Origin of the sequence: Streptomyces venezuelae, from assembly GCF_008642275.1 — a bacterium.
Lineage (GTDB): Bacteria > Actinomycetota > Actinomycetes > Streptomycetales > Streptomycetaceae > Streptomyces > Streptomyces venezuelae_E.
The window spans coordinates 476087-496764 of the sequence record NZ_CP029189.1 but is presented as its reverse complement, the minus strand read 5'-3'; the positions used below and the strand labels follow the sequence as shown (position 1 = coordinate 496764).

Here is a 20678-nt window from a genome sequence, read left to right as displayed (position 1 = left end):
CCGCCGGGACGGCGAGCGGCCGCCTCCCCGGCCGAGGCGTACCGCGCCCCCGGCCCGCCGGAACGCCGAACCGCCCGGCGACCCATCGGCGGCGGCACCCCGCCGACGGCCACCCCGGATCGGTACGCTGGAGCCGCCGGGCGTCTGCGACGGGGAGGTACGGGATGGGGACCACCGTGACCGGACCGCGCCCCGGCGCCGACCCGGGGCTGTACGGCCCCTCGTCCGTCACCTGGCAGTGCCACGGGGACCCGATGATGTGGATCGCCGGGCTCCGGGCGCTCTACCTCCAGGCCCTCCACCCGCGCGCCGTCCGCGGGGTCATGGAGAACTCCGACTTCCGGTCGGACGCCTGGGGACGGCTGCTGCGCACCGCCGACTTCGTCGGCACCCTCACCTACGGCACCACCGAGGCCGCCGAGCGCGCCGGCCGCCGCGTCCGCACCATCCACCGCAGCCTGTCCGCCACCGATCCGGACACCGGCGAACGCTTCCCCGTCGACGACCCCGAGCTGCTGCTGTGGATCCACTGCGCGCAGATCGACAGCTTCCTGCACGTACTGCGCCGCTCCGGCGTCCCCCTCACCCCCGCCCAGGCGGACCGCTACGTCGACGAGAACCGCGTGAGCGCCCGCCTCGTCGGACTCGACCCGGCTGCGGTCCCCGCCGACGCCGCCGGGCTCGCCGCCTACTTCGGCCGGATCCGGCCCGAACTCGCCGCCGGCCCCGATGCCCTCGCCGTGGACGACTTCCTGCGCCGTCCGCCCGTCCCCGCCGTCCTCGTACGTGGCCGAAACCTGCTGTGGCCGCCCCTCGCCGGCCTGGCGTACGGTTCCCTCCCGGGCTGGGCGCACCGGCTGTACGGGCGGCCCGCACCCGACCCGCGCACCGTCACCCGGCGCATGCGCCTCACCGGGCGCGTGCTGCGCAGCATTCCCGCAGGTCTACGCTGGCAGCTGCCTCCAGGTCACATCTTGAAAGCGATGCGTCGCATGGGCCCCGGGAGCCGCCCCTCGCCGTACACACTGCGTACATCAGCGGCCATACTGGACCGGCCGGGGAGGGCGTAGCGCGAAAACGGGGGCGGCTTTAAGACATGGCGGAGTCCAGACTGATCCAGGGCCGGTACCGGTCGCTCGATCTGATCGGGCGCGGCGGCATGGGCGAGGTATGGCGCGCCCGGGACGAATCGCTGGGCCGGCAGGTCGCCGTGAAGTGCCTCAAGCCGATCGGCGCCGAGCAGGACGCCCACTTCACCCAGGTGCTCCGCGAGCGGTTCCGGCGCGAGGCGCGCGTCGCCGCGTCCCTCCAGCACCGCGGGGTCACCGTCGTCCACGACTTCGGCGACGACAGCGCCGCCGGCGGCCCGCTCTACCTCGTCATGGAACTCCTCGAAGGCCGCAACCTCAGCCAGCTCCTGGACGACAACGACACGCGCCCGCTCCCCGTGGACGTGGTCGTCGACATCGCCGAGCAGATGGCCGCCGCCCTCGGCTACACGCATGACCAGGGCGTCGTCCACCGCGACCTGAAGCCCGCCAACATCATGCGGCTCACCGACGGCACCGTGAAGATCTGCGACTTCGGCATCGCCCGCCTCGCCCACGACATCGGCTTCACCGCCAAGCTCACCGGCGGCAGCATGGCCATGGGCACCCCGCACTACATGTCGCCCGAACAGATCGCGGGCGGCGAGGTCGACCACCGCAGCGACCTCTACTCCTTCGGCTGCGTCCTGTACGAGATCGCCACGGGTGCCCCGCCCTTCGACCTCGGCGACTCCTGGTCGGTGCTGGTCGGCCACCGCGACAACGCGCCCGTACCGCTGCGCGAGCACCGCCCCGAGCTGCCCGGCTACTTCGACGAGGTGGTCCTGGACCTGCTCGCCAAGCGCCCCGAGGACCGGCCGGGCGATGCCCGCCATGTGCATCGCCGGCTCGTCGAGGCACGGCTGGGACCGGGCGGGCTGTCCGGCGCCCAGGCCCCGCTCCCGCCGTGGGCCCGTGGCATGACCGCCGGCCGCAAGGCCGGGATCGACGCCCGGCCGGCGAGCGGCGAATGGGCCGTGCTCACCGGAGCCTGGACCGCCGCGCGCCCCGCCGGCCGGCCGCCGGTACCGCGTCCGCGCGGCGCGTACCCCCCGGTCCACCCCGGCACCACCACCATCGTCCGTCCGGCGCCCGCCGAGGACCCGCGGCTCACCGCCGCGTACGGGTTCCCGCGCCCCGCCGGGCCGCGCGGCAGCGGCCCGGACGCGCTCGCCGCCGGTCACGCGCGTGCGTACGCCCTCAGCCGCGCGGGCCGGCCCGACGAGGCGCTCGCCGGGTACACGGCCGTGGCCGAGGGGCGCACGCGGGTCCTCGGCGCGGACCACGCCGACACCCTCGCGGCACGCCAGGAGACGGCGTACGAACTGGGCCGGCTCGGCCGCCACCAGGAGGCGCACGACGTCTACCGGGCGGTCCTCGTCGCCCGCGAGCGGAGCATGGGCCCGCTCCACCCCGACACCCTGCGCTGCCGGCACAACCTGGCCTGCGCGCTGGGTGCGCTGGGCCGCCACGCGGAGGCCCACGCCACCGCCGCCGAGGTCGCCGCCGACCGGGCGGCCGTCCTGGGCGCCGAGCACGCGGACACCCTGCTGACCCGCTACGAGGCGGCGTACGCGCTCGGCCGCCTGGAGCGCTGGCAGGAGGCCCTGGTCGCCTTCCACCAGGTCGGCGTCGCACGCGAGCGGGTGCTCGGCCCCGACCACCCCGACACCCTGGCCGCCCGCTACGAGGTCGGCATCGCGCTGGGCCGCACCGGCAACACCCAGCAGGCCCTCGACCTGTTCCGGGGCCTGGTCCGCGACCGCACCCGCGCCTACGGGGTCACCGACCCCGAGACGCTGCGCGCCCGGCACGTCCTCGGGGTCAACCTGGGCCGTCTGGAACGCTGGGCGGAAGCGGTGGCGGAGGCCCGCCAGGTGGGCGCCCTGCGGGCCGAGGTGCTCGGGCCCGAGCATCCGGACACCCTGGTCAGCCGCCGGGAACTGGCCGGAGGGCTGGGCCGGCTGGGCCGCTGGGACGAGGCGCTGCCCATCTACCGGGACCTCTCCGGCATCCGCGAACGGTCCCTCGGCGACGAACATCCCGACACGGTCCTGGCCCACGCCGACGAGGCCCACTGTCTGGAGCGGCTCGGCCAGGTGTGCTACCAAGAGCCATGACGACCTTCGGGCGGGACGTGTACGACGACGTGATCGTGGGCGGTGGGCACAACGGCCTGGTGGCCGCCGCGTACCTGGCCAGGGCGGGCCGCTCGGTGCTGGTCCTGGAGCGGCTCGGGAACACGGGCGGGGCGGCGATCTCCAGCCGCCCGTTCCTGGGCGTCGACGCCAGACTCTCGCGCTACTCGTACCTCGTCTCCCTGCTCCCGTCGAAGATCGTGCGCGACCTTGACCTGCGGTTCGCGGTACGCCGGCGCACGATCTCCTCGTACACGCCCACCGAACGCGGCGGGCGGCCCGGCGGGCTGCTCGTCGGCGGCGGAGAACAGCGCACCCGCGAGTCCTTCGCGCGGCTGACCGGCTCGGAGCGCGAGTACGAGAGCTGGCGCTCCTTCTACGGGACCACCGGGCGGGTCGCCGAGAAGGTGTTCCCGACCCTGACCGAACCCCTGCCCACGCGTGCGCAGCTGCGGGCCCGGATCGACGACGAGGCCGCCTGGCGGATGCTCTTCGAGGAGCCCCTCGGGCAGGCCGTGGAGCGGAACTTCGCCGACGACCTGGTGCGCGGTGTGGTCCTCACGGACGGGCTGATCGGCACCTTCGCGGACGCGCACGACCCCTCCCTGGCGCAGAACCGCTGCTTCCTCTACCACGTCATCGGAGGCGGGACCGGCGACTGGGACGTGCCCGTCGGCGGCATGGGCGCGCTGACGGACGCCCTCGCGGCGGCGGCCCGGGCGGCCGGTGCCGAGATCGCGACCGGCCACGAGGTGCTGCGGATCGACACGGATGGAGTCGCCCCGGCGGAGGTGGTGTTCCGTACGGCGACCGGGGAGGGCCGGGTCGTCGGCCGCACGGTGCTGGTGAACGCCTCGCCGAAGGCCCTGGCCGAACTCCTCGGCGAAGCCCCGGCGGAGGGCGCGGCCGAGGCCCCCGAGGGAGCCCAGCTCAAGGTCAACATGCTGCTGCGCCGGCTGCCCCGGCTCCGGGACACCTCGGTGGACCCGCGCGAGGCCTTCGGCGGCACGTTCCACATCGCCGAGGGCTACACCGAGCTCGCCCGGGCCTACGCGGAGGCCGCCTCGGGCGAGCTGCCCTCCGTACCGCCCTCGGAGATCTACTGCCACTCGCTGACCGACCCGACGATCCTCGGCCCGGAACTGGTGGAGCAGGGCTACCAGACCCTCACCCTCTTCGGCCTGCACGCCCCGGCCCGGCTCTTCGGACACGACAACCAGCAGGCCCGCGAGGTCCTGCTGACGGCCACCCTCGCGCAGCTCGACGCACACCTGGCCGAACCGCTCACCGACTGCCTGGCCTTCGACGCGGACGGCCGCCCCTGCATCGAGGCCAAGACGCCGCTGGACCTGGAGCGCGAACTGCGGCTGCCCGGCGGCCACATCTTCCACCGGGACCTGTCCTGGCCCTACGCCGACCAGGGCGGCCGGTGGGGCGTGGAGACCGCCCACCGCAACGTCCTGCTGTGCGGTGCGGGCGCGGTCCGCGGCGGCGGTGTCAGCGGGGTCCCCGGACACAACGCGGCGATGGCGGTACTCGGGCGCTAGGACGTGTCCTGCCGATCGGGGGGACCAGGGCGGATCAGGGCGCGGTGCCGGGCGTCGCGGGTCCGGCAGGATCCGGGTGCGGTGCGACCGCGCTCGGCCGGACGGGTGGATCGTGGGTACGCGTCCGCCCGCCGGGTCGGGCGCCGCGGCCCGGCCACCACCGGGGATCCGGGGCCCGCGGCGCCGCGGCGCGCGGTGCGGCACGGGGTGGCGGAGCTTGCCCGGGGCGGCAGCGGTTTTGCAGGCTGTCCGTTGCCGGTCCCCTCCGAGGCCAGTCGGCCGGGGGACGGCAGCCAGCCGAGGGAAGGAACCGCCCCGTGTCCGCCGCACTCTCCGACGACCTGAAGAACCTCATCGACGACAGCCCGGTCTTCGCGACCGTGGCCACGATCCAGCCCGACGGCAGCCCGCAGCTGTCGATCACCTGGCTCACCCGGGACGGCGACGACCTGCTCGTCTCCACGACGGTCGGCCGCCGCAAGGAGAAGAACCTGCGCGCGGACCCGCGGATCACGGTCATGATCAACCCGGCGGACGCGCCCTACACCTACGCCGAGGTCCGCGGCACCGCCGAACTGACCACGGAGGGCGGGTACGAGCTGATCGACGCGCTGTCGCGCAAGTACACGGGCAAGGACTACTCGGACTTCAACCCGGCGTCGAAGGACGACGCCCAGCGCGTCGTCGTCCGCGTCACCCCGCGCAAGGTGGTCGGCTCCATCTGACGCGCGCCGGACGGGCCGTCGGGAGGAGACTCCCGCCGGCCCTCGGACCACCGGGCCGCGGTGGTCATCCGGCGGGTTCGATGACGACGATCGGGATCTCGCGGTCCGTCTTGGCCTGGTACTCGTCGTACGCGGGCCAGTGCCCGACCATCACCGGCCAGTACGCCGCGCGTTCCTCGGGGGTGGCGGTACGGGCGGTGCCCTGCATGATCTTCGGGCCGACCTGGACACGGACCGTGGGGTGCTCGGAGAGGTTCCGGTACCAGAGCGGGTGCTCGGGGTCGCCGCCCTTGGACGCGACGACCAGGTAGGCGCCTTCGGCCTCGCCGTAGATGAGCGGGGTCCGTACGGGCTTGCCCGAGACCCGGCCCAGGGTGGTCAGCAGCAGGGTCTGGGTGCCGTTCCAGTACTGGCCCTCGGAGCCGCCCGAGCCCGCGTAGAGCTTGACGTGGTCCAGCTGCCAGGTGCCCTCCCTGGGGTCGGTCGGGTTGTCCCAGTCGATGTCGGTCGTCATGTCACTCCGCCTGCCTTCGCATCGGATCAGCACAGTCATCACAGTCAGCGAACCTCACCAACGAGTGGAAACACCCGAGGGCACGGTTTCCGTTCCCTCCGGGAGCGTGAATCCGTCGAACAGTGCAGCCATGGCCCGGTCCGTGACCCGGGCCGGGGTGGCGCGGACGGCGAGGTCGCGGACGGCCACTGCGAGGGGGTGGGAGAGGGCGGCGACCCGGCCCGCCCGGCGGGCGCGGACGCGGATGGCGTCGGTGCGCGCGCAGCGGGCGGCGCTGTAGGCGGCGAGGGCGGCCGGGACGTCCTCGGCGCGGGTGCCCGCCAGCAGACGGCCGAGGACCGCCGCGTCCTCGACGGCCTGGCAGCCGCCCTGCCCGAGGTTGGGGGTCATGGCGTGGGCGGCGTCTCCGAGCCAGGCCAGGCGCCCGTGGTGGAAGCGGGGGAGCGGACCGGCCAGGTCGTAGAGGTCGTGCTGGAGCACGGCCGCCGGATCGATCCGCTCCAGCAGGGCCGGGATCGGGTCGTGCCAGGTGCCGTAGCGGCGCAGGAGTTCGGCGCGGACGTCGGCGGGGCGGTATCCCTCCGGGGCGACGGCGGTGGCGTAGAGGTAGGTCCTGCCGTCGGCGAGCGGGACCACGCCGAAGCGCTCGCCGCGGCCCCAGGTCTCGGCGGTCGCCGCCCCGGTGGGGTGCGCGGCGGCCGGCAGGACCGTGCGCCAGGCGGTCTCGCCGCTGTGGTGCAGGCCGGGATGGCCGGGGAAGTACTGGCGGCGCAGCGGGCTGTGGATGCCGTCGGCGGCGATGACGAGATCGGCGCCGTCCAGGTCGCCGGCGTCGGTGCGGACCACGGGGGAGCCGTCGGCGTCGTCGACGGAGGTGACGGCGGCGCCGTAGCGGATCGCCGTGGCGGGGAGGGCGGCGGCCAGGGCTTCGGCGAGGGCCGAGCGGTGCAGGGCGAGCGGCGGGCCGCCGAAGCGGGCGGCCAGGGCGGCGGTGTCGGCTCGGCTGAGCCAGCGGCCGTCCGGGCGGCGCAGGCCCATCGCGGCGGGCAGAGCGCGGCCCGCCGCGCGCGTGACGTCGAAGCCGAGGGTGTCGAAGGCACGCAGGGCGTTGGGGGCGAGCACGATCCCGGCGCCGACCGCGGTCGGCCCGGCCGCCCGCTCGCAGACGGTGACCCGCCAGCCGTGGCGGTGCAGGGCCAGGGCCGCGGCGAGCCCGCCGATCCCCGCGCCTGCCACGACCGCGTGACGCTGAACTGCAGACATGACGAGTCCCCCGCTTCCTCTTCCTCGGTACTCCTGCGGCCGGATCCTCTACATCTGTAGAGTCCGTTGCAGTCACTCTACAGCTGTAGAGTGGGCCGATGTCCACCCCTCGCAAGAGCCCGCCCGCGGCGGACCGCAGAACGCTGATCGCCGACATCGCCATCGACCTCGTGGCCGCCACCGGGCTCCGGGGCCTGACCCACCGGGCGGTCGACGGCGCGGCCGGGCTGCCGGCCGGCAGCACCTCGTACTACTTCCGTACGAGGACGGCGCTGATCGGGGCCTGCTACCAGCGGCTGGCCGAGCTGGATCTGGACGACGTCGGCGACCTCGGGGGCCCCCTCGCGCCCGGGGGGCCGCCTGCGGACCTGGACAGGGACCTGGAGCGGGACCTGGAAAGGGGCCGGGAGGCGGCCGCGGCCGCGCTCGGCGGGCTGCTGCACCGCTGGCTGACGGTGGGCCGCGCGCGTCAGCTGGCCCGCTTCGAACTCAGCCTCGAAGCGGCCCGCAACCCCGAACTGGAGGCGGACTTCCACCGGGCCGGCCGGGGGGCCCGGGTCCGGGCCTCGGGCATCCTCGCCGCCCTGGGCGCGCAGCGGCCCGAGGAGGCCGCCGAACTGCTGGTCGCCTGGACGGACGGGCTGCTCTACGACCGGCTGGCCGGCGCCCTCGCCCGTTCCCGTCCGGCCCCGGACCTCGCCGAACTCACCTCCGTCACCCGGCGGATGCTCGACGCGGTCCTCGCCCGTCCGGCCTGATCCGCAGGGCTCCGGAGCCCTGCGGATCAGGCCGGCGCAGCGCCGCGGGAAGCCCGAGGTGGGCACCTGCACAGTGGGGGAGGGGCAGGTGCCCACAGGCGGCCGCAGGCCGCTCGCCGGTTCGGCCGCCGCTTTTCAGCGTAGGACGTTCCGGGCCGACAGGGGATGGCGAGCCTGCGCCGGGAGCCGTGTCCCCCGACCGGCGCAAGGCGGGCGGCGTCCGCGCACAGGCACCGACAGGCCGGGACACAAGGCTGTGACCTGCCGGTTCGATGGCTCGCCGACGCCGGGACCGGGGGCCGCGCCCCCTTCGCAGCGGACGGCACGGGAGGTCGCCGTACCGTGTCGGGGCTACGTTCCGATGGCATGAACCGCATATCCGGTGACCAGCCCTCCGGCCCCACCCGCCGTGCCCTCCTCACCGCGGGGGCGGGTGCCGCCCTCGTGGCGGGCTGCACCCGCGGCGGCGCCCCGGGTGCCCCGGCGGCGGAGTCCAGCAGTTCCGCCCCACCCACCGCGGCCGCGGGCGGCCTCACCCCGGGCGCGATGACGCTGTTCAAGGACCCGGCGTACAACTTCAACGGCCTCCTCGCGCTCGGCGCCTCGGGCGCGGGCGCCGCCGAGGTCGGCGAGGTCCTCACCGCGGTGAACACGATCAACGGCGCGGGTACGACCGCGCAGACCTACGTACAGACCTTCCGCGCACTCGGCGACCAGCTCCTGAAGGCACCACCGGGCGCCCCGGCCGACAGCCAGACCAAGCGGTTCCGGGCGCTGCGCGCCGCCCAGTACTACGGCCAGGCACTGTTCTTCGTCCTCGGCTCCGACGACCCGGGCAGCGAGGAGCAGCTGTACAAGGCGGGGCGCGCGGCCTGGGACACCTTCTGCGGCCTGTGCGAGCCCGCGCCGGTGAAGGCGAACGTGCCGTACGGCACCACACCCCTGCCCGTGTGGTTCTTCCGCCCCGACACCTCCAACACCCCGCGCCCCACGGTGATCCTGACCAACGGCAGCGACGGCCAGAACGTGGACATGTGGACCTACGGGGTCCCGGCTGCGCTGGACCGGGGCTGGAACGCGCTCGTCTACGACGGGCCGGGCCAGGGGCAGCTGCTCTTCGTGGACCAGGTCGTCTTCACGCCCACCTGGGAGAAGGTCGTCACCCCCCTCGTCGACTGGCTGTCGGCCCGGCCCGACGTGGACCCGGGCAAGATCGCCCTCACGGGTCTGAGCATGGCCGGGGACCTCGCCCCGAGGGCGGCGGCGTTCGAGACCCGGATCGCCGCGCTGGTGGCCATGCCGGGGTGTGTGGAGCCGTGGCTGGGATTCCCGCCCGAGATCCGCAAGATCCTCACCCCCGACCAGCAGGAGACGAACGACATCTGGAACAAGGAGGTCGTCCCCGAACTGCCGCCGGACGCGGCCGACGTGATGAAGAAGCGCTTCGAACCGTTCTCCATCCCCGCGATGCTCGAAGCCCGTCAGGGAAAGCTGTTCACCGACTTCTACACCCCCGCCACCCGGATCCAGGCCCTGTCGATCACCGATGTGGTCGGCCGCATCAAGGCACCCACCCTGGTGCTGGACTACGAGGGCGAGCAGTTCTACCCCGGCCAGCCGCGCCGCATGTACGACGCCCTCACCTCGCCCAGGGACTACCTGAAACTGACGGCGGCCCAGGGCGCGCAGCTGCACTGTTCCCCCATGGCCCCGCAGCTGCACTGCGAGGTCGTCTTCGACTGGCTCCAGCAGACGCTCCTGAACCGCTGAGGGCGGGCCCGGAACACCCGGGCCCGTTTTCGGCCGGACGCTGCCCGGCGGCCCGTTCCGTGACCGGGGCCGTTCCGGACGGCATGATGGGGGCGTCGCCGCCCGGCGGCCTCGATGACGGTCCTACGACGTGGAGCAGGGATGCCATGGCGACCATCGCGGTGACGGGCCATGTGAACCTCACCGCGGCGACCCTTCCCCTCGTCGCGGAGGCGCTGCTCCCGCTGCTCGCCCGCCACCCGGCCGCGGAGCTCACCGGGGTGTCCTGCCTGGCCGCCGGCGCGGACACGGTCTTCGGGGACGCCGTTCTCGCGCTGGGCGGACGGCTGGTCGCGGTGCTCCCCTCGGCCGACTACCGCGCCCGGATGCCGGAGGGGCCGCACACCGTCGCGTTCGACCGCCTCGTCCGGGCGGCCTCCGAGGTCAAGGTCATGCCGTACCAGAGGGCGGGTTCCGCCGCCTACGCCGCGGCCAACCGACTGCTGCTCGGCCGGGCCGAGCTGCTGGTCGCGGTCTGGGACGGAGGGCCGGGCGGCGGACGGGGCGGGACGGGCGACGCCGTGGCGGCCGCTCGCGCGCAGGGACTGCCGGTGGAGGTCGTCTGGCCGGCCGGCGCCGCACGGGAGCCACTGGCCAGGCCCGGCCGACGAGGAGCCGGCGGCCCCACGACCTAGGATTCGATCATGATTGCCGAACTTCAGTGCGTGGTCCTGGACTGCCCCGAGCCACAGGCGCTCGCCGCGTTCTACCGGTCCCTGCTGGGCGGGACCGTCAACCAGCCGGACCGGCGCTGGTCGCTCGACGAGAGCTGGGCGACGCTCCACACCCCGTCGGGCCTGGTCCTCGCCTTCCAGCAGGCCCTGGACCACGTGCCGCCGCGCTGGCCCGACCCCACCCGGCCCCAGCAGTTCCACTTGGACCTCGGGGTCCCGGACCTGGACCGGGCGCAGGAGGAGGTGCTGGCGGCCGGGGGGACGCTCCTCGACGGTTCGGACGGGCGTGGCTGGCGGGTCTACGCCGACCCGGCGGGGCACCCCTTCTGTCTCGTACGGCACTGATCCGCCCGGACTCTCGAACAGCACCGATCCGTGGCGGCGGTCGGGGAGTTCAGTCCGGCGACCGGGTCCAGCCGATGGCTTCGATGCGGGCGGCGTCGGCGGGGCGGTCCTCCGCGAAGAGCAGGCGGCCCGGTTCGGCCACGCGGACCACGTCCACGTAGACCCCGCGCCCCACGTAGCGGCCGGTCGCGGTGTGGCGGAAGCGCAGTCGCACCTCGCGCCCCGCCCAGGCGGCCGTGAGGGGGGCTTCGAGGCGGTGCCAGACGCGGCCCGACCAGCCGCTCACGGAACCCCGCGGCCACTGCTCGGGCGTACCGCCGGTGGACCGGAGCGTGCTGAAGGGCAGCGGCTCCCAGCGCTCCCCGTCGGCGGAGGCCTCCAGGTGCAGGGCGCCCTCACCGGGCACGGTGTCCCACCACACGGCGCAGCGCAGCCGGGCGGCGGCTGTCGCCGGGACGAGCGGCGGCAGCGTGAGGGTGCCCGAGGCGCCCGGCTGGATGCCGGAGAACCAGGCCGCGCCGCCGTGCCGGGTGCGGACCGGGACGGCCCGGGCGAAGCGGTTGCCGACGGCGACCCGTGGCGCGCTGCCGGCCCGCCAGGTCCGTACGGGGTGGACGGAGTTGCCGAGCAGGATCAGGAACGAGTCGGTGGAGGGGTCGAGGACCAGGGAGGTGCCGGTGAAGCCGGTGTGCCCGGCGGAGTGCGGGGTGGCCATGGCGCCCATGTACCAGTGCTGGTAGAGCTCGAAGCCGAGACCGTGGTCGTCGCCGGGGAAGGCCGTGTTGTAGTCGGTGAAGAGCAGCTCGACGGAGGCGGGGCGCAGGATGCGCCTGCCCGCGTAGACCCCGCCGTCGAGGAGGGCGCGGGCGAGGACGGCCAGATCCCAGGCGGTGCCGAAGACCCCGGCGTGGCCCGCGACGCCGCCGAGCGCGTGGGCGTTCTCGTCGTGGACCTCGCCCCAGACCAGCCCGCGGTCCAGGCCGGACCAGGGCGGGCGCTGCACCTCGGTGGCGGCGGTGACCCGGCGCCAGGAGAACGGTGGGTTGTAACGCGTGCGGTGCATCCCGAGCGGAGCGGTGATCTCGTCCCGGAGCAGGACGTCCAGAGTGCGACCGGTGATCCGTTCCAGGAGCAGTTGCAGCGTGATGAGGTTGAGGTCGGAGTACCGGTAGACGGTCCCGGGGGTTTCCTGCGGCCGCACCGACCACAGCAGCCTCAGCCGCCCCTCCCGCGTGGACTCCTGGTAGAAGGGCGCCCAGGAGCGCAACCCCGAGGTGTGCGTCAGCAGCTGGCGGACCGTGACGATCTCCTTGCCGCCCCCGACGAACTCCGGCAGGTACCGGCACACCGGAGCCTCCAGCTCCAGGCGCCCGCGCTCCATCTGCTGCACCGCCAGGATGGAGGTGAACAGTTTGGTCAGCGAGGCCAGGTCGAAGACGGTGTCCTCGGCCATCGCGATCCGCTCGGCCGCCGGGAACTCCCGGACCCGGTCGGTCCGTCCGTCGTACTCCGCGTACCGGACCGCGTACCCCATGGCCCGGTGCAGGGCGATGGTGCGGCCCCGGCCGGCGAGGACCACCGCCCCCGCGTAGTAGGGGTGTTCGGGGGAGGGGCCCAGGAAGCGCCGGGCCTCGTCCGCGACCCCCTCCAGGTGCCGCTCCAGCAGGCCCGCCTGGCGTGCCGACCCGTACCGCAGCCGCAGCCCCTGGAGCGCGCGCCGTTCGGCGGGACCGCCCGCGGCGCCCGCGGAGCCCGGGAGCGCGGCCTGCAGGACGAGTACCCCGCCCAGCGCGAGCAGTCGCGCCCCGAGCCGTCGCCGTGTCAGCGTGCCCGTCGCCGCCCCGAGCCGTCGCCGTGTCAGCGTGCCCGTCGCCGCCCCGGGCCGTCGTCGTGTCGGTGCGCCGCCGGCCGGCCCGGGCCGGCCGCCCGTGTTCTCGGGCCCGCCCGACGCGGTCGGTGTGCCCGACGCGGTCGGTGCGGGCCGCGCTTCCCCGCTCGCCCCACCGATGACCCCCGTGCGTACTGTCATGTCCGCCTCCTGTCCGCTGCCTACCTGCGGCGTCGTCTCTCCGGGCCCGGCCCCGGCTCGGGCCCCCGCGCCCCGAACGCCCGGCGGGGCCGGGACGGCCCCGGTCCGCGGTGCCGTCTTCCGGCGCTCGGCCCGGGGTCGCGCACCTCCCGCACCGACGGGCCGGACCGCCCCGCCGACCGCCTGCGGCGCCATCGCCCGCCCGGGTTCCGGGCTCCGGGACCTCCGGGCGCGCCGCGGGCGACACGTCCCGGGCTCCCCGGATGCGCCGAGCGCGCCGCAGGCGATCCGCACGGTAGTGGGTATCTGCCCGCCCGCCGGGCACCCTCCGCACCGACCGGCCCGTAAAGAATCTGACACTGCATCAGAAAATCTCTTCCCTCGGCCGTCGGGCTGCGGCATCCTGCCGCCCATGGAGACGGAGCTGAGCAAGAAACTGGGAGTCGAGCACGCCATCTTCGGCTTCACGCCCTTCCCCGCGGTCGCCGCCGCCATCACCCGAGCGGGCGGTTTCGGGGTACTCGGAGCGGTCCGCTACACGGCCCCCGACGACCTGAAACGCGACCTCGACTGGATGCAGGCGCACACCGGCGGAAAGCCGTACGGCCTCGACGTCGTCATGCCCGCGAAGAAGGCGGTCGACGGCATCGCAGAGGCCGACATCGAGGCGATGATCCCGGCCGCGCACCGTGCCTTCGTCCGCGACACCCTCGCCAAGTACCACGTGCCCGAACTCGCCGAGGGCGAGGCCTCCGGCTGGCGGATCACCGGATGGATGGAGCAGGTCGCCCGGAGCCAGCTCGACGTCGCCTTCGACTACCCCGTCAAACTCCTGGCGAACGCCCTCGGTTCGCCACCCGCCGACGTCATCGCGCGCGCCCACGACCACGGCGTCCTCGTCGCCGCCCTCGCAGGCAGCGCCAAGCACGCCCGCCGCCACGCCGAGGCCGGCATCGACGTCGTCGTCGCCCAGGGCTACGAGGCCGGCGGGCACACCGGCGACATCGCCACCATGGTCCTGGTCCCCGAGATCGCAGAGGCCGTCGCTCCCCTCCCGGTCCTCGCCGCCGGAGGCATCGGCAGCGGCGAGCAGATCGCCGCAGGCCTCGCCCTCGGCGCCCAGGGCGCCTGGCTCGGCTCCATCTGGCTCACCACCACCGAGGCCGACCTCCACTCGCGCGCCCTCACCGAGAAGCTGCTCGCCGCCGGCTCAGGCGACACCGTCCGCTCGCGCGCCCTCACCGGCAAGCCCGCACGGCAGCTGCGCACCGAATGGACCGACGCCTGGGACGACCCGGCCGGCCCCGGTGCGCTCCCCATGCCGCTCCAGGGCCTGCTCGTCGCGGAAGCCGTCTCCCGGATCCAGAAGTACGAGATCCAGCCCCTGCTCGGCACCCCAGTCGGCCAGATCGTCGGCCGGATGACCGAGGAACGCAGCGTCCGGGCCGTCTTCGACGACCTCACCAGCGGGTTCGAGAAGGCGATCGACCGCATCAACCGCATCGCCGGCCGAGTCCGAGAGGCATGACCGACATGAACGCCACGACGTCCACGCATCCTGCCGCCGACCGGCAGCCGCCCAACGGCTTCTGGGCCCAGGCCGCCGCAGACCCCGGGCGCACCGTCCTGGTGACCCCCGAGGGCGAGGAATGGAGCGCCGGCCGGCTGCACGCCGACGTGAACCGCCTCGTCCACGGACTGCGCGCCGCCGGCCTGGAGAAGGGCGACGTGTTCGCCGTCGTCCTCCCCAACGGCGTCGAGTTCCTCACCGCCTACCTGGCCGCCTCCCAGGCGGGCTTCTACCTCGTCCCCGTCAACCACCACCTGGTCGGCCCCGAGATCGCCTGGATCGTCTCCGACTCCGGTGCGAAGGTCCTCATCGCCCACGAGCGCTTCGCCGAAGCCGCCACGGCCGCCGCCGACGAGGCCGCCCTGCCCGCGAGCCACCGCTACTGCGTCGGACCGGTCGAGGGCTTCCGGCCGTACGCGGAGCTGCTCGACGGACAGCCCGCGAGCGTCCCCGAGGGCCGCACCCTGGGCTGGGTCATGAACTACACCTCCGGTACCACCGGCCGCCCGCGCGGCATCCGCCGCCCGCTGCCCGGCAAGCTCCCGGAGGAGACGTATCTGGGCGGGTTCCTCGGCATCTTCGGCATCCGGCCGTTCGACGGCAACGTCCACCTCGTCTGCTCGCCGCTCTACCACACCGCCGTCCTCCAGTTCGCGGGCGCCGCCCTGCACATCGGGCACCCGCTGGTGCTGATGGACAAGTGGACGCCACAGGAGATGCTCCGCCTGATCGACGGCCACGCCTGCACGCACACCCACATGGTGCCGACCCAGTTCCACCGGCTCCTCGCCCTCCCGCAGGAGACGAAGGACGCGTACGACGTCTCCTCGATGCGGCACGCCATCCACGGCGCCGCGCCCTGCCCCGACCACGTCAAACGGGCGATGATCGACTGGTGGGGCCGCTGCGTGGAGGAGTACTACGCGGCCAGCGAGGGCGGCGGCGCCTTCGCCACAGCCGAGGACTGGCTGAAGAAGCCGGGAACCGTCGGCAAGGCCTGGCCGATCAGTGAACTCGCCATCTTCGACGACGACGGCAACCGGCTGCCCGCCGGGGAACTGGGCACCGTCTACCTCAAGATGAACACCGGCGGCTTCAGCTACCACAAGGACGAGGGCAAGACGAGGAAGAACCGGATCGGGGACTTCTTCACCGTCGGCGACCTGGGGCTGATGGACGAGGAGGGCTACCTCTTCCTCCGCGACCGCAAGATCGACATGATCATCTCGGGCGGGGTCAACATCTACCCGGCCGAGATCGAGTCGGCCCTGCTCACCCACCCGGCCGTGGCGGACGCCGCCGCCTTCGGCATCCCGCACGCCGACTGGGGCGAGCAGGTCAAGGCGGTGGTCGAGCCGGCCGAGGGCTTCGTCGCGGGTGACGCCCTGGCCGCCGAGATCCTGCACCACTGCGAGCGGCAGCTGGCCGGGTACAAGCGCCCCAAGACGGTCGACTTCATCGAGACGATGCCCCGCGACCCGAACGGCAAGCTCTACAAGCGGCGGCTGCGCGACCCCTACTGGGAGGGCCATGACCGGCCGCTCTGACACGGGGGCGCGGCGATCCGAGACGTGACGCAGCAGCGCCCGCGGCGCCGCACGGTGCAGGTCCGTCAGGTCGTCGTTGCAGAGCGAGGGCGGGTGCGCCGGGGCAGGCCCGCATGTCCCGGCTCGTCGCCGCCTCGTCCGGGCAGCCCCGCACCCGCCGCGGCGCGCGCAATGTCGTGAGAAAAGCCACGTCAAGGCCCTGGAGGCGCGCCTTGCGCCGCACTGGCGGGACACTTCTGGCAACTTGGCTGATATGAGTACGACTGCGCGCAGATCTCCCCTGACCGACTGGACCCTCGTGGTCCCCGTGGTGGCGCTGGTCGCGCTCGTCTTCAGCTGGGGGCGGGACCTGCCCGGCTTCGCGGTGGCGCTCGTCGCGCTCTGCCTCGCGGGCGCGGTGCTGGCGGCGGTCCACCACGCCGAGGTGGTCGCCCACCGGGTCGGCGAGCCCTTCGGCTCCCTCGTCCTCGCCGTCGCGGTCACGGTGATCGAGGTGGCGCTCATCGTCACCCTGATGGCCGACGGCGGCGACAAGACCGCCTCACTGGCCCGCGATACGGTCTTCGCAGCCGTCATGATCACGTGCAACGGGATCGTCGGGCTGTCGCTGCTCGTCGGCGCCCTGCGCAACCGGATCGCCGTCTTCAACCCCGAGGGATCCGGTGCCGCCCTCGCCACCGTCGCGACCCTGGCCACCCTCAGCCTGGTCCTGCCGACCTTCACCACCAGCAAGCCGGGCCCGGAGTTCTCCACCGCGCAGCTCACCTTCGCCGCGGTCGCCTCACTCGCCCTGTACGGGCTCTTCGTGGCCGTCCAGACCGTCCGCCACCGCAGCTACTTCCTGCCCGTGGACACCGGGCAGGGGCCCGGCGGCGAGGAGCACGCGGAGCCTCCCACCGCCCGCGCCGCCCTCGTCAGCCTCGGCCTGCTGCTGATCGCGCTCGTCGCCGTGGTCGGCGACGCCAAGGCCGTCTCCCCGACCATCGAGCGGGCCGTCGCGGCCGCAGGCCTGCCCCAGGCGGTCGTCGGTGTGATCATCGCCCTGCTCGTCCTGGCGCCCGAGACCCTCGCCGCCGTCCGGGCCGCCCGCCGCGACCGCGTGCAGACCAGTCTCAACCTCGCCTACGGATCCGCCATCGCCAGCATCGGCCTGACCATTCCGGCGATCGCCCTCGCCTCGGTCTGGCTCTCCGGCCCGCTGCTGCTCGGCCTCGGACCGATCCACATGGTGCTGCTCGCCCTCACCGTCGTGGTCAGCGCCCTCACCATCGTCCCGGGGCGGGCCACGCTGCTGCAGGGCGGCGTGCACATCGTGCTGCTGGCCGCTTACCTCTTCCTGGCCGTGAGCCCGTAGCCACCGCCCCGCCCCCGCCCGAGCGCCCCGGACGCCACCCCGTGCGGCCCCCGCACGGGGCCGTGTCCGGGGGCCCTCCTACCCTCCTCCCATGACCATGGGCGTACACATCCCCGAGTACCTGCAGGACCGCGAGCTGGTCGCGAGCGAGGACCTCGCCCGCGACCCCGCCTTCTGGCTCGCTCATCTCCTCCTGACCACCGGCGATCCGGACGAGCCGACCGAGCCGTACGGCGTGGACGCGTCCGCCTACGACGCGATGGTGGACCGCCTCAGCGACCCCGAGCGGCCGTGGCCCGTGCTGCGGATCCCCTTCGGCGGCGGGCACACGGCCTATGCCGTCTACGCCAACGAGGAGGACGAGAACAACGTCGAGTTCTTCGTCCGGCACCCCCGATGGGGGCGCCTGGGCCATCTCGGCCAGTGCGGCGCCGACGACGCACGCCCCGGCCTGTCCTGGCCGGAGCTCCGCGCGCTCGCCACACCGACGCAGGACGGCGGTGAGGGCCTGACCGATCCGTCCGAGCGCCTCCTGCTCCTGCTCCCCATGCTCGGGGACGCCGCCCTGCCCGCCGGGGCGCGCGGCATCGTGGCCCGGGCACTGGCCCACTGCGGAATACGCGCGGACGCCGCCGGCGATCTGGCCGCGACCCTGCTGGGGGAGCCGGATCCGGTCGGCGGCCCCCGGTGGACGGTTACGGAGGCCGGCCCGGTCGCGGTGTGTTCCTCCTCGTACAGCCCCCGCCGGGTACCGCTCGCCCTGGGCATCACCCCGGATCAGGCCCAGGCGCTGGCCACCGCCCTCGGCGGCTCCCGGGTCAGCGCCGTTCGCGCACCAGGACCACCTTCAGCTTCGGCGAGGTGAGGATGTCCCGTTCGCAGAAGCGTGCCGTGACCCAGCGCTCCTCGGAGTACATCCGGGTCTGGTCGGCGTAGTGCGGCGAGAGCGGGTTCGAGGACTGGCTGTACGTCAGCAGGGTGCGCGCCACCGGACAGCGGCCGCCGTCCCAGCCGACCGCCTGGATGTGGCTGGACCCGCTCGAAACCTCCGCGTAGCCGCCGGCCGCCGCGTTCCACGGCGCCTCGGTCTTGTTCCAGACGCCGAGTGCCTCCGTACCGCCGCCCACCGGCAGCCTGCCCCCGCCCCGCACCACGAACTGGTGCTCACCCAGCGGAGCGTCCAGCGCGATCCCGGCCGCCTTCAGCTCCGCCACCGTGTCCGCGAGCGCCCGCCCGATGCCGGGTGCCGTCCGGTCGAGCGTACGGGGGGTGCGTACGGGATCGGCCGCCGAGAACGGCACCAGCCACAGGTCCTTGGCGGGCGTCCCGGCCGTCAGCCTGCGCCAGAACCGGTCGAAGAACAGCGCGCCCCGGCTGGCGCTGTCGGCCGTACGGTCCCAGCCCGCCAGCACCCCGCAGGCCGCCGAGATGTCCACCGCACCGCCGTCGCTCCCCGTCGCCGTTCCGCCCGGCAGGGCGGCGCACGCCTGCGCCGCGTCCGCCGCGGCCATGTCACCGGCCGGGACCCGGTTCGCGAACTGCTGCTTCTGCAAGTCTGTCACGGTCAGCCGGCCCTTCGCGGCCATCGCGGAGACGTCCTCGACCGCGCCGCGTGTGCGCGGTGAGCGCGGGGTGGCGACGTTGCCCCAGATCCGTTCGTAGCCCGTCAGCGGCCGGTCGGCGTTGGCCAGCCAGGCACTGTCGTTGGAGTTCTCCGCGTACGGCGCGTCCCGCAGGGTCGGTGCCTTCCCCGGGCCGAAGACGCCCGGCTGCACCGCGTCCGGATCCGAACCGATCGCGCAGTCGCCGCGCGAACCGTCCAGGACCGCCAGGCCCGACGCCGGGTACGTGGCCCGGCCCAGCGGGGTGGAGCAGCGGGCCGCCAGCTCGTCGGTGATCCGGGGGAGCACCTGGGTCTGGGTGAAGAGGGTGCCGCCCGCGGAGTCGGCGGCCACGGTGTTGACCCAGGGCAGGCCCTGGGTGCTTCGCAGGGCGTCCTGGATCCCGGCCACCGAACGGGCCTTGCCCATCGCGAGGGCGGTGTCGGAGCCGCGCAGGTTCGCCGCGTTGGGGTCGTTCAGCGCGTAGGCCGTCTGCGCGGTCCACGGCAGGGGCAGGCCCGGGCCGAGGGCCTGGACCACCGGTCCGTAGCGGGTCCACCACTGGGTGCGGGTGACCGGGGCGCCGTCCGCCACCGGGACGGTGACGGTCCGCCGGGTCATCCGCTCCGGCTCGCCGTCGACGAGGTAGGCGGTGGGGTCCGACGGGTCCAGGGTGAGCTGGTGCAGGTTGACCGGGGTGCCGGTGGCGACCGTGTGGCTCCAGCCCACCTTCTCGTTGAAGCCGATGTTGACCACGGCGGTGCCGAGCAGGGAGGCGCCCGAGACGTTCAGTTCGCCCGGGATGGTCTGCTGGAACTGCCAGAAGCGGCGCCCGCCGTGCCACGGGTAGTGCGGGTTCCCGAGGAGCAGGCCGCGGCCGCTCGCCGAGGTGGAGCCGGCGAAGGCCACCGCGTTCGAGCCCATGTCGTAGCGGGCGGTGTCGAAGAACTCCCGGGCGGCCTCGGCGGCGGCCGCCGGATCGGCCGCAGGGCCGGCCACCGGACCGGCGGCCGGCGGGCGTTCCGCGGGGCCGGCAGGCGAGGCCGTGGCGCCCGGGGGCTGCGCCGCCGTGATGCCGTCGACGGCGCGGCCCTGGCCACCGAGGACCGAGACCGCGAAGGCGCGGGCGGCCACGTCGGCCGTGGTCACCGGGCGGACCCAGCCGGCTCCCTTGCAGGCCGGGTCGTCGACCTCGTTCTGGGCCAGCCAGGCGTTGTAGCCGGCGGTCCAGCCGCGCATCAGCTCCTTGAGGTCCTTGCCGGGACCGGCCGGGGCGGGGGCCGCCAGCAGCTTCTCCACCGTGCCGGACTCCCGCACCCCCTTGAAGTACAGGTCGCTGGAGAGGTTCCTCGTGGCAGAGGAGAGCGAGAAGTCGGGTGCCGCGTCGGCGCCGAACCAGCGCGAGCGCTCACCGGCCACGGTCACGAACCCGTCCGCGAGGACACAGACCTGGTCGGAGGCCTGGGCCCAGCCGGTGCCGAAGCCGAGCCGCGCGTAATCGCGGGCGAGGATGTGCGGGACGCCGTTCTCGGTGTACCGGATGACGGCGGACAGACCGCCGCCGGAGGGGCTCCGGTCGTCGGGCGCCGCGGCCGAAGCCGGGGGCACGGCGGCCGTCGCGGCGAGCAGGGCGGCGCCGGTGAGGGCGACGCGCCGGAGTGTCGGACGAGTGCTGAGGTGCAACGGTCCTCCCAAGTAGCCTGTGGATGGGCGTGG

The 20678-nt window shown here is 74.3% G+C and carries 16 protein-coding genes; 12 read left to right on the top strand and 4 right to left on the bottom strand.

Features of this window, described 5'->3' with window-relative positions; all coding sequences use genetic code 11:
• The first annotated feature begins 164 nt into the window (after positions 1-164).
• The 4 genes from DEJ51_RS02170 (at position 165) to DEJ51_RS02155 (ending at position 5498) form a co-directional block, all read left to right on the top strand.
• The gene (locus DEJ51_RS02170) at positions 165-1070 is read left to right on the top strand and encodes an oxygenase MpaB family protein (protein ID WP_150255768.1); all 906 of its coding nucleotides are present in this window, start codon (positions 165-167) and stop codon (positions 1068-1070) included.
• A gap of 26 nt (positions 1071-1096) precedes the next feature.
• A complete protein-coding gene (locus tag DEJ51_RS02165) occupies positions 1097-3208 on the top strand; it encodes a serine/threonine-protein kinase (RefSeq protein ID WP_150255766.1) in 2112 nt (703 codons plus the stop codon).
• The gene (locus tag DEJ51_RS02160; protein ID WP_150255764.1) at positions 3205-4773 is read left to right on the top strand and encodes a phytoene desaturase family protein; all 1569 of its coding nucleotides are present in this window, start codon (positions 3205-3207) and stop codon (positions 4771-4773) included. Before DEJ51_RS02165 ends, DEJ51_RS02160 begins: the two co-directional genes overlap by 4 nt.
• A gap of 317 nt (positions 4774-5090) precedes the next feature.
• Positions 5091-5498 (top strand): PPOX class F420-dependent oxidoreductase, encoded by a 408-nt coding sequence (locus DEJ51_RS02155; protein ID WP_150255762.1) that lies wholly within the window; start codon positions 5091-5093, stop codon positions 5496-5498.
• 64 nt (positions 5499-5562) lie between these two features.
• Here the strand turns inward: DEJ51_RS02155 and DEJ51_RS02150 are convergent, their stop codons facing one another.
• A complete protein-coding gene (locus DEJ51_RS02150) occupies positions 5563-6012 on the bottom strand; it encodes a nitroreductase family deazaflavin-dependent oxidoreductase (protein WP_150255761.1) in 450 nt (149 codons plus the stop codon).
• Between the two features lie 54 nt (positions 6013-6066).
• Positions 6067-7275, bottom strand: a complete 1209-nt coding sequence (locus tag DEJ51_RS02145; protein ID WP_150255760.1) for an FAD-dependent monooxygenase — start codon at positions 7273-7275, stop codon at positions 6067-6069.
• A 98-nt stretch (positions 7276-7373) separates the two neighbouring features.
• On the opposite strand from DEJ51_RS02145, the gene DEJ51_RS02140 reads away from it, so the two are divergent.
• From DEJ51_RS02140 to DEJ51_RS02125, 4 genes are all read left to right on the top strand, one after another.
• Positions 7374-8033: a TetR/AcrR family transcriptional regulator gene (locus DEJ51_RS02140; protein ID WP_150255758.1), complete on the top strand. Its 660-nt coding sequence runs from the start codon at positions 7374-7376 to the stop codon at positions 8031-8033.
• Between the two features lie 366 nt (positions 8034-8399).
• Entirely contained in the window at positions 8400-9803 is a 1404-nt protein-coding gene (locus DEJ51_RS02135; RefSeq protein ID WP_150255756.1) for an alpha/beta hydrolase family protein, read from the top strand.
• Between the two features lie 146 nt (positions 9804-9949).
• Positions 9950-10477 (top strand): hypothetical protein, encoded by a 528-nt coding sequence (locus DEJ51_RS02130; RefSeq protein WP_150255755.1) that lies wholly within the window; start codon positions 9950-9952, stop codon positions 10475-10477.
• Positions 10478-10486: 9 nt separating this feature from the next.
• On the top strand, positions 10487-10861 hold the full coding sequence (locus tag DEJ51_RS02125) for a VOC family protein (RefSeq protein ID WP_150255753.1): 375 nt from the start codon (positions 10487-10489) through the stop codon (positions 10859-10861).
• Between the two features lie 49 nt (positions 10862-10910).
• On the opposite strand, the gene DEJ51_RS02120 is transcribed toward DEJ51_RS02125, so the two are convergent.
• Entirely contained in the window at positions 10911-12890 is a 1980-nt protein-coding gene (locus DEJ51_RS02120; RefSeq protein WP_150255751.1) for a serine hydrolase domain-containing protein, read from the bottom strand.
• 412 nt (positions 12891-13302) lie between these two features.
• On the opposite strand from DEJ51_RS02120, the gene DEJ51_RS02115 reads away from it, so the two are divergent.
• The 4 genes from DEJ51_RS02115 to DEJ51_RS02100 all read left to right on the top strand — a co-directional run bounded on the left by DEJ51_RS02115 (position 13303) and on the right by DEJ51_RS02100 (position 18226).
• A complete protein-coding gene (locus DEJ51_RS02115; RefSeq protein ID WP_150255748.1) occupies positions 13303-14418 on the top strand; it encodes a nitronate monooxygenase in 1116 nt (371 codons plus the stop codon).
• Positions 14415-16007: an acyl-CoA synthetase gene (locus tag DEJ51_RS02110; protein ID WP_223835624.1), complete on the top strand. Its 1593-nt coding sequence runs from the start codon at positions 14415-14417 to the stop codon at positions 16005-16007. Before DEJ51_RS02115 ends, DEJ51_RS02110 begins: the two co-directional genes overlap by 4 nt.
• Positions 16008-16260: 253 nt before the next feature.
• Complete coding sequence (locus DEJ51_RS02105; RefSeq protein WP_150255746.1) at positions 16261-17361, top strand: calcium:proton antiporter; 1101 nt, start codon at positions 16261-16263, stop codon at positions 17359-17361.
• A 91-nt stretch (positions 17362-17452) separates the two neighbouring features.
• Positions 17453-18226: a hypothetical protein gene (locus DEJ51_RS02100; RefSeq protein ID WP_150255744.1), complete on the top strand. Its 774-nt coding sequence runs from the start codon at positions 17453-17455 to the stop codon at positions 18224-18226.
• Here the strand turns inward: DEJ51_RS02100 and DEJ51_RS02095 are convergent.
• Complete coding sequence (locus tag DEJ51_RS02095) at positions 18180-20645, bottom strand: penicillin acylase family protein (protein WP_150255742.1); 2466 nt, start codon at positions 20643-20645, stop codon at positions 18180-18182. The two genes, DEJ51_RS02100 and DEJ51_RS02095, sit on opposite strands and share 47 nt — an antisense overlap.
• Positions 20646-20678 lie beyond the last annotated feature (33 nt).

Excerpts from the sequence above, each read along its gene's own strand:
- DEJ51_RS02170 (WP_150255768.1), top strand. The coding sequence starts at position 165 with ATGGGGACCACCGTGACCGGACCGCGCCCCGGCGCCGACCCGGGGCTG.
- DEJ51_RS02165 (WP_150255766.1), top strand. The coding sequence starts at position 1,097 with ATGGCGGAGTCCAGACTGATCCAGGGCCGGTACCGGTCGCTCGATCTG.
- DEJ51_RS02160 (WP_150255764.1), top strand. The coding sequence starts at position 3,205 with ATGACGACCTTCGGGCGGGACGTGTACGACGACGTGATCGTGGGCGGT.
- DEJ51_RS02150 (WP_150255761.1), bottom strand. The coding sequence starts at position 6,012 with ATGACGACCGACATCGACTGGGACAACCCGACCGACCCCAGGGAGGGC.
- DEJ51_RS02145 (WP_150255760.1), bottom strand. The coding sequence starts at position 7,275 with ATGTCTGCAGTTCAGCGTCACGCGGTCGTGGCAGGCGCGGGGATCGGC.
- DEJ51_RS02140 (WP_150255758.1), top strand. The coding sequence starts at position 7,374 with ATGTCCACCCCTCGCAAGAGCCCGCCCGCGGCGGACCGCAGAACGCTG.
- DEJ51_RS02135 (WP_150255756.1), top strand. The coding sequence starts at position 8,400 with ATGAACCGCATATCCGGTGACCAGCCCTCCGGCCCCACCCGCCGTGCC.
- DEJ51_RS02130 (WP_150255755.1), top strand. The coding sequence starts at position 9,950 with ATGGCGACCATCGCGGTGACGGGCCATGTGAACCTCACCGCGGCGACC.
- DEJ51_RS02125 (WP_150255753.1), top strand. The coding sequence starts at position 10,487 with ATGATTGCCGAACTTCAGTGCGTGGTCCTGGACTGCCCCGAGCCACAG.
- DEJ51_RS02120 (WP_150255751.1), bottom strand. The coding sequence starts at position 12,890 with ATGACAGTACGCACGGGGGTCATCGGTGGGGCGAGCGGGGAAGCGCGG.
- DEJ51_RS02115 (WP_150255748.1), top strand. The coding sequence starts at position 13,303 with ATGGAGACGGAGCTGAGCAAGAAACTGGGAGTCGAGCACGCCATCTTC.
- DEJ51_RS02110 (WP_223835624.1), top strand. The coding sequence starts at position 14,415 with ATGACCGACATGAACGCCACGACGTCCACGCATCCTGCCGCCGACCGG.
- DEJ51_RS02105 (WP_150255746.1), top strand. The coding sequence starts at position 16,261 with ATGAGTACGACTGCGCGCAGATCTCCCCTGACCGACTGGACCCTCGTG.
- DEJ51_RS02100 (WP_150255744.1), top strand. The coding sequence starts at position 17,453 with ATGACCATGGGCGTACACATCCCCGAGTACCTGCAGGACCGCGAGCTG.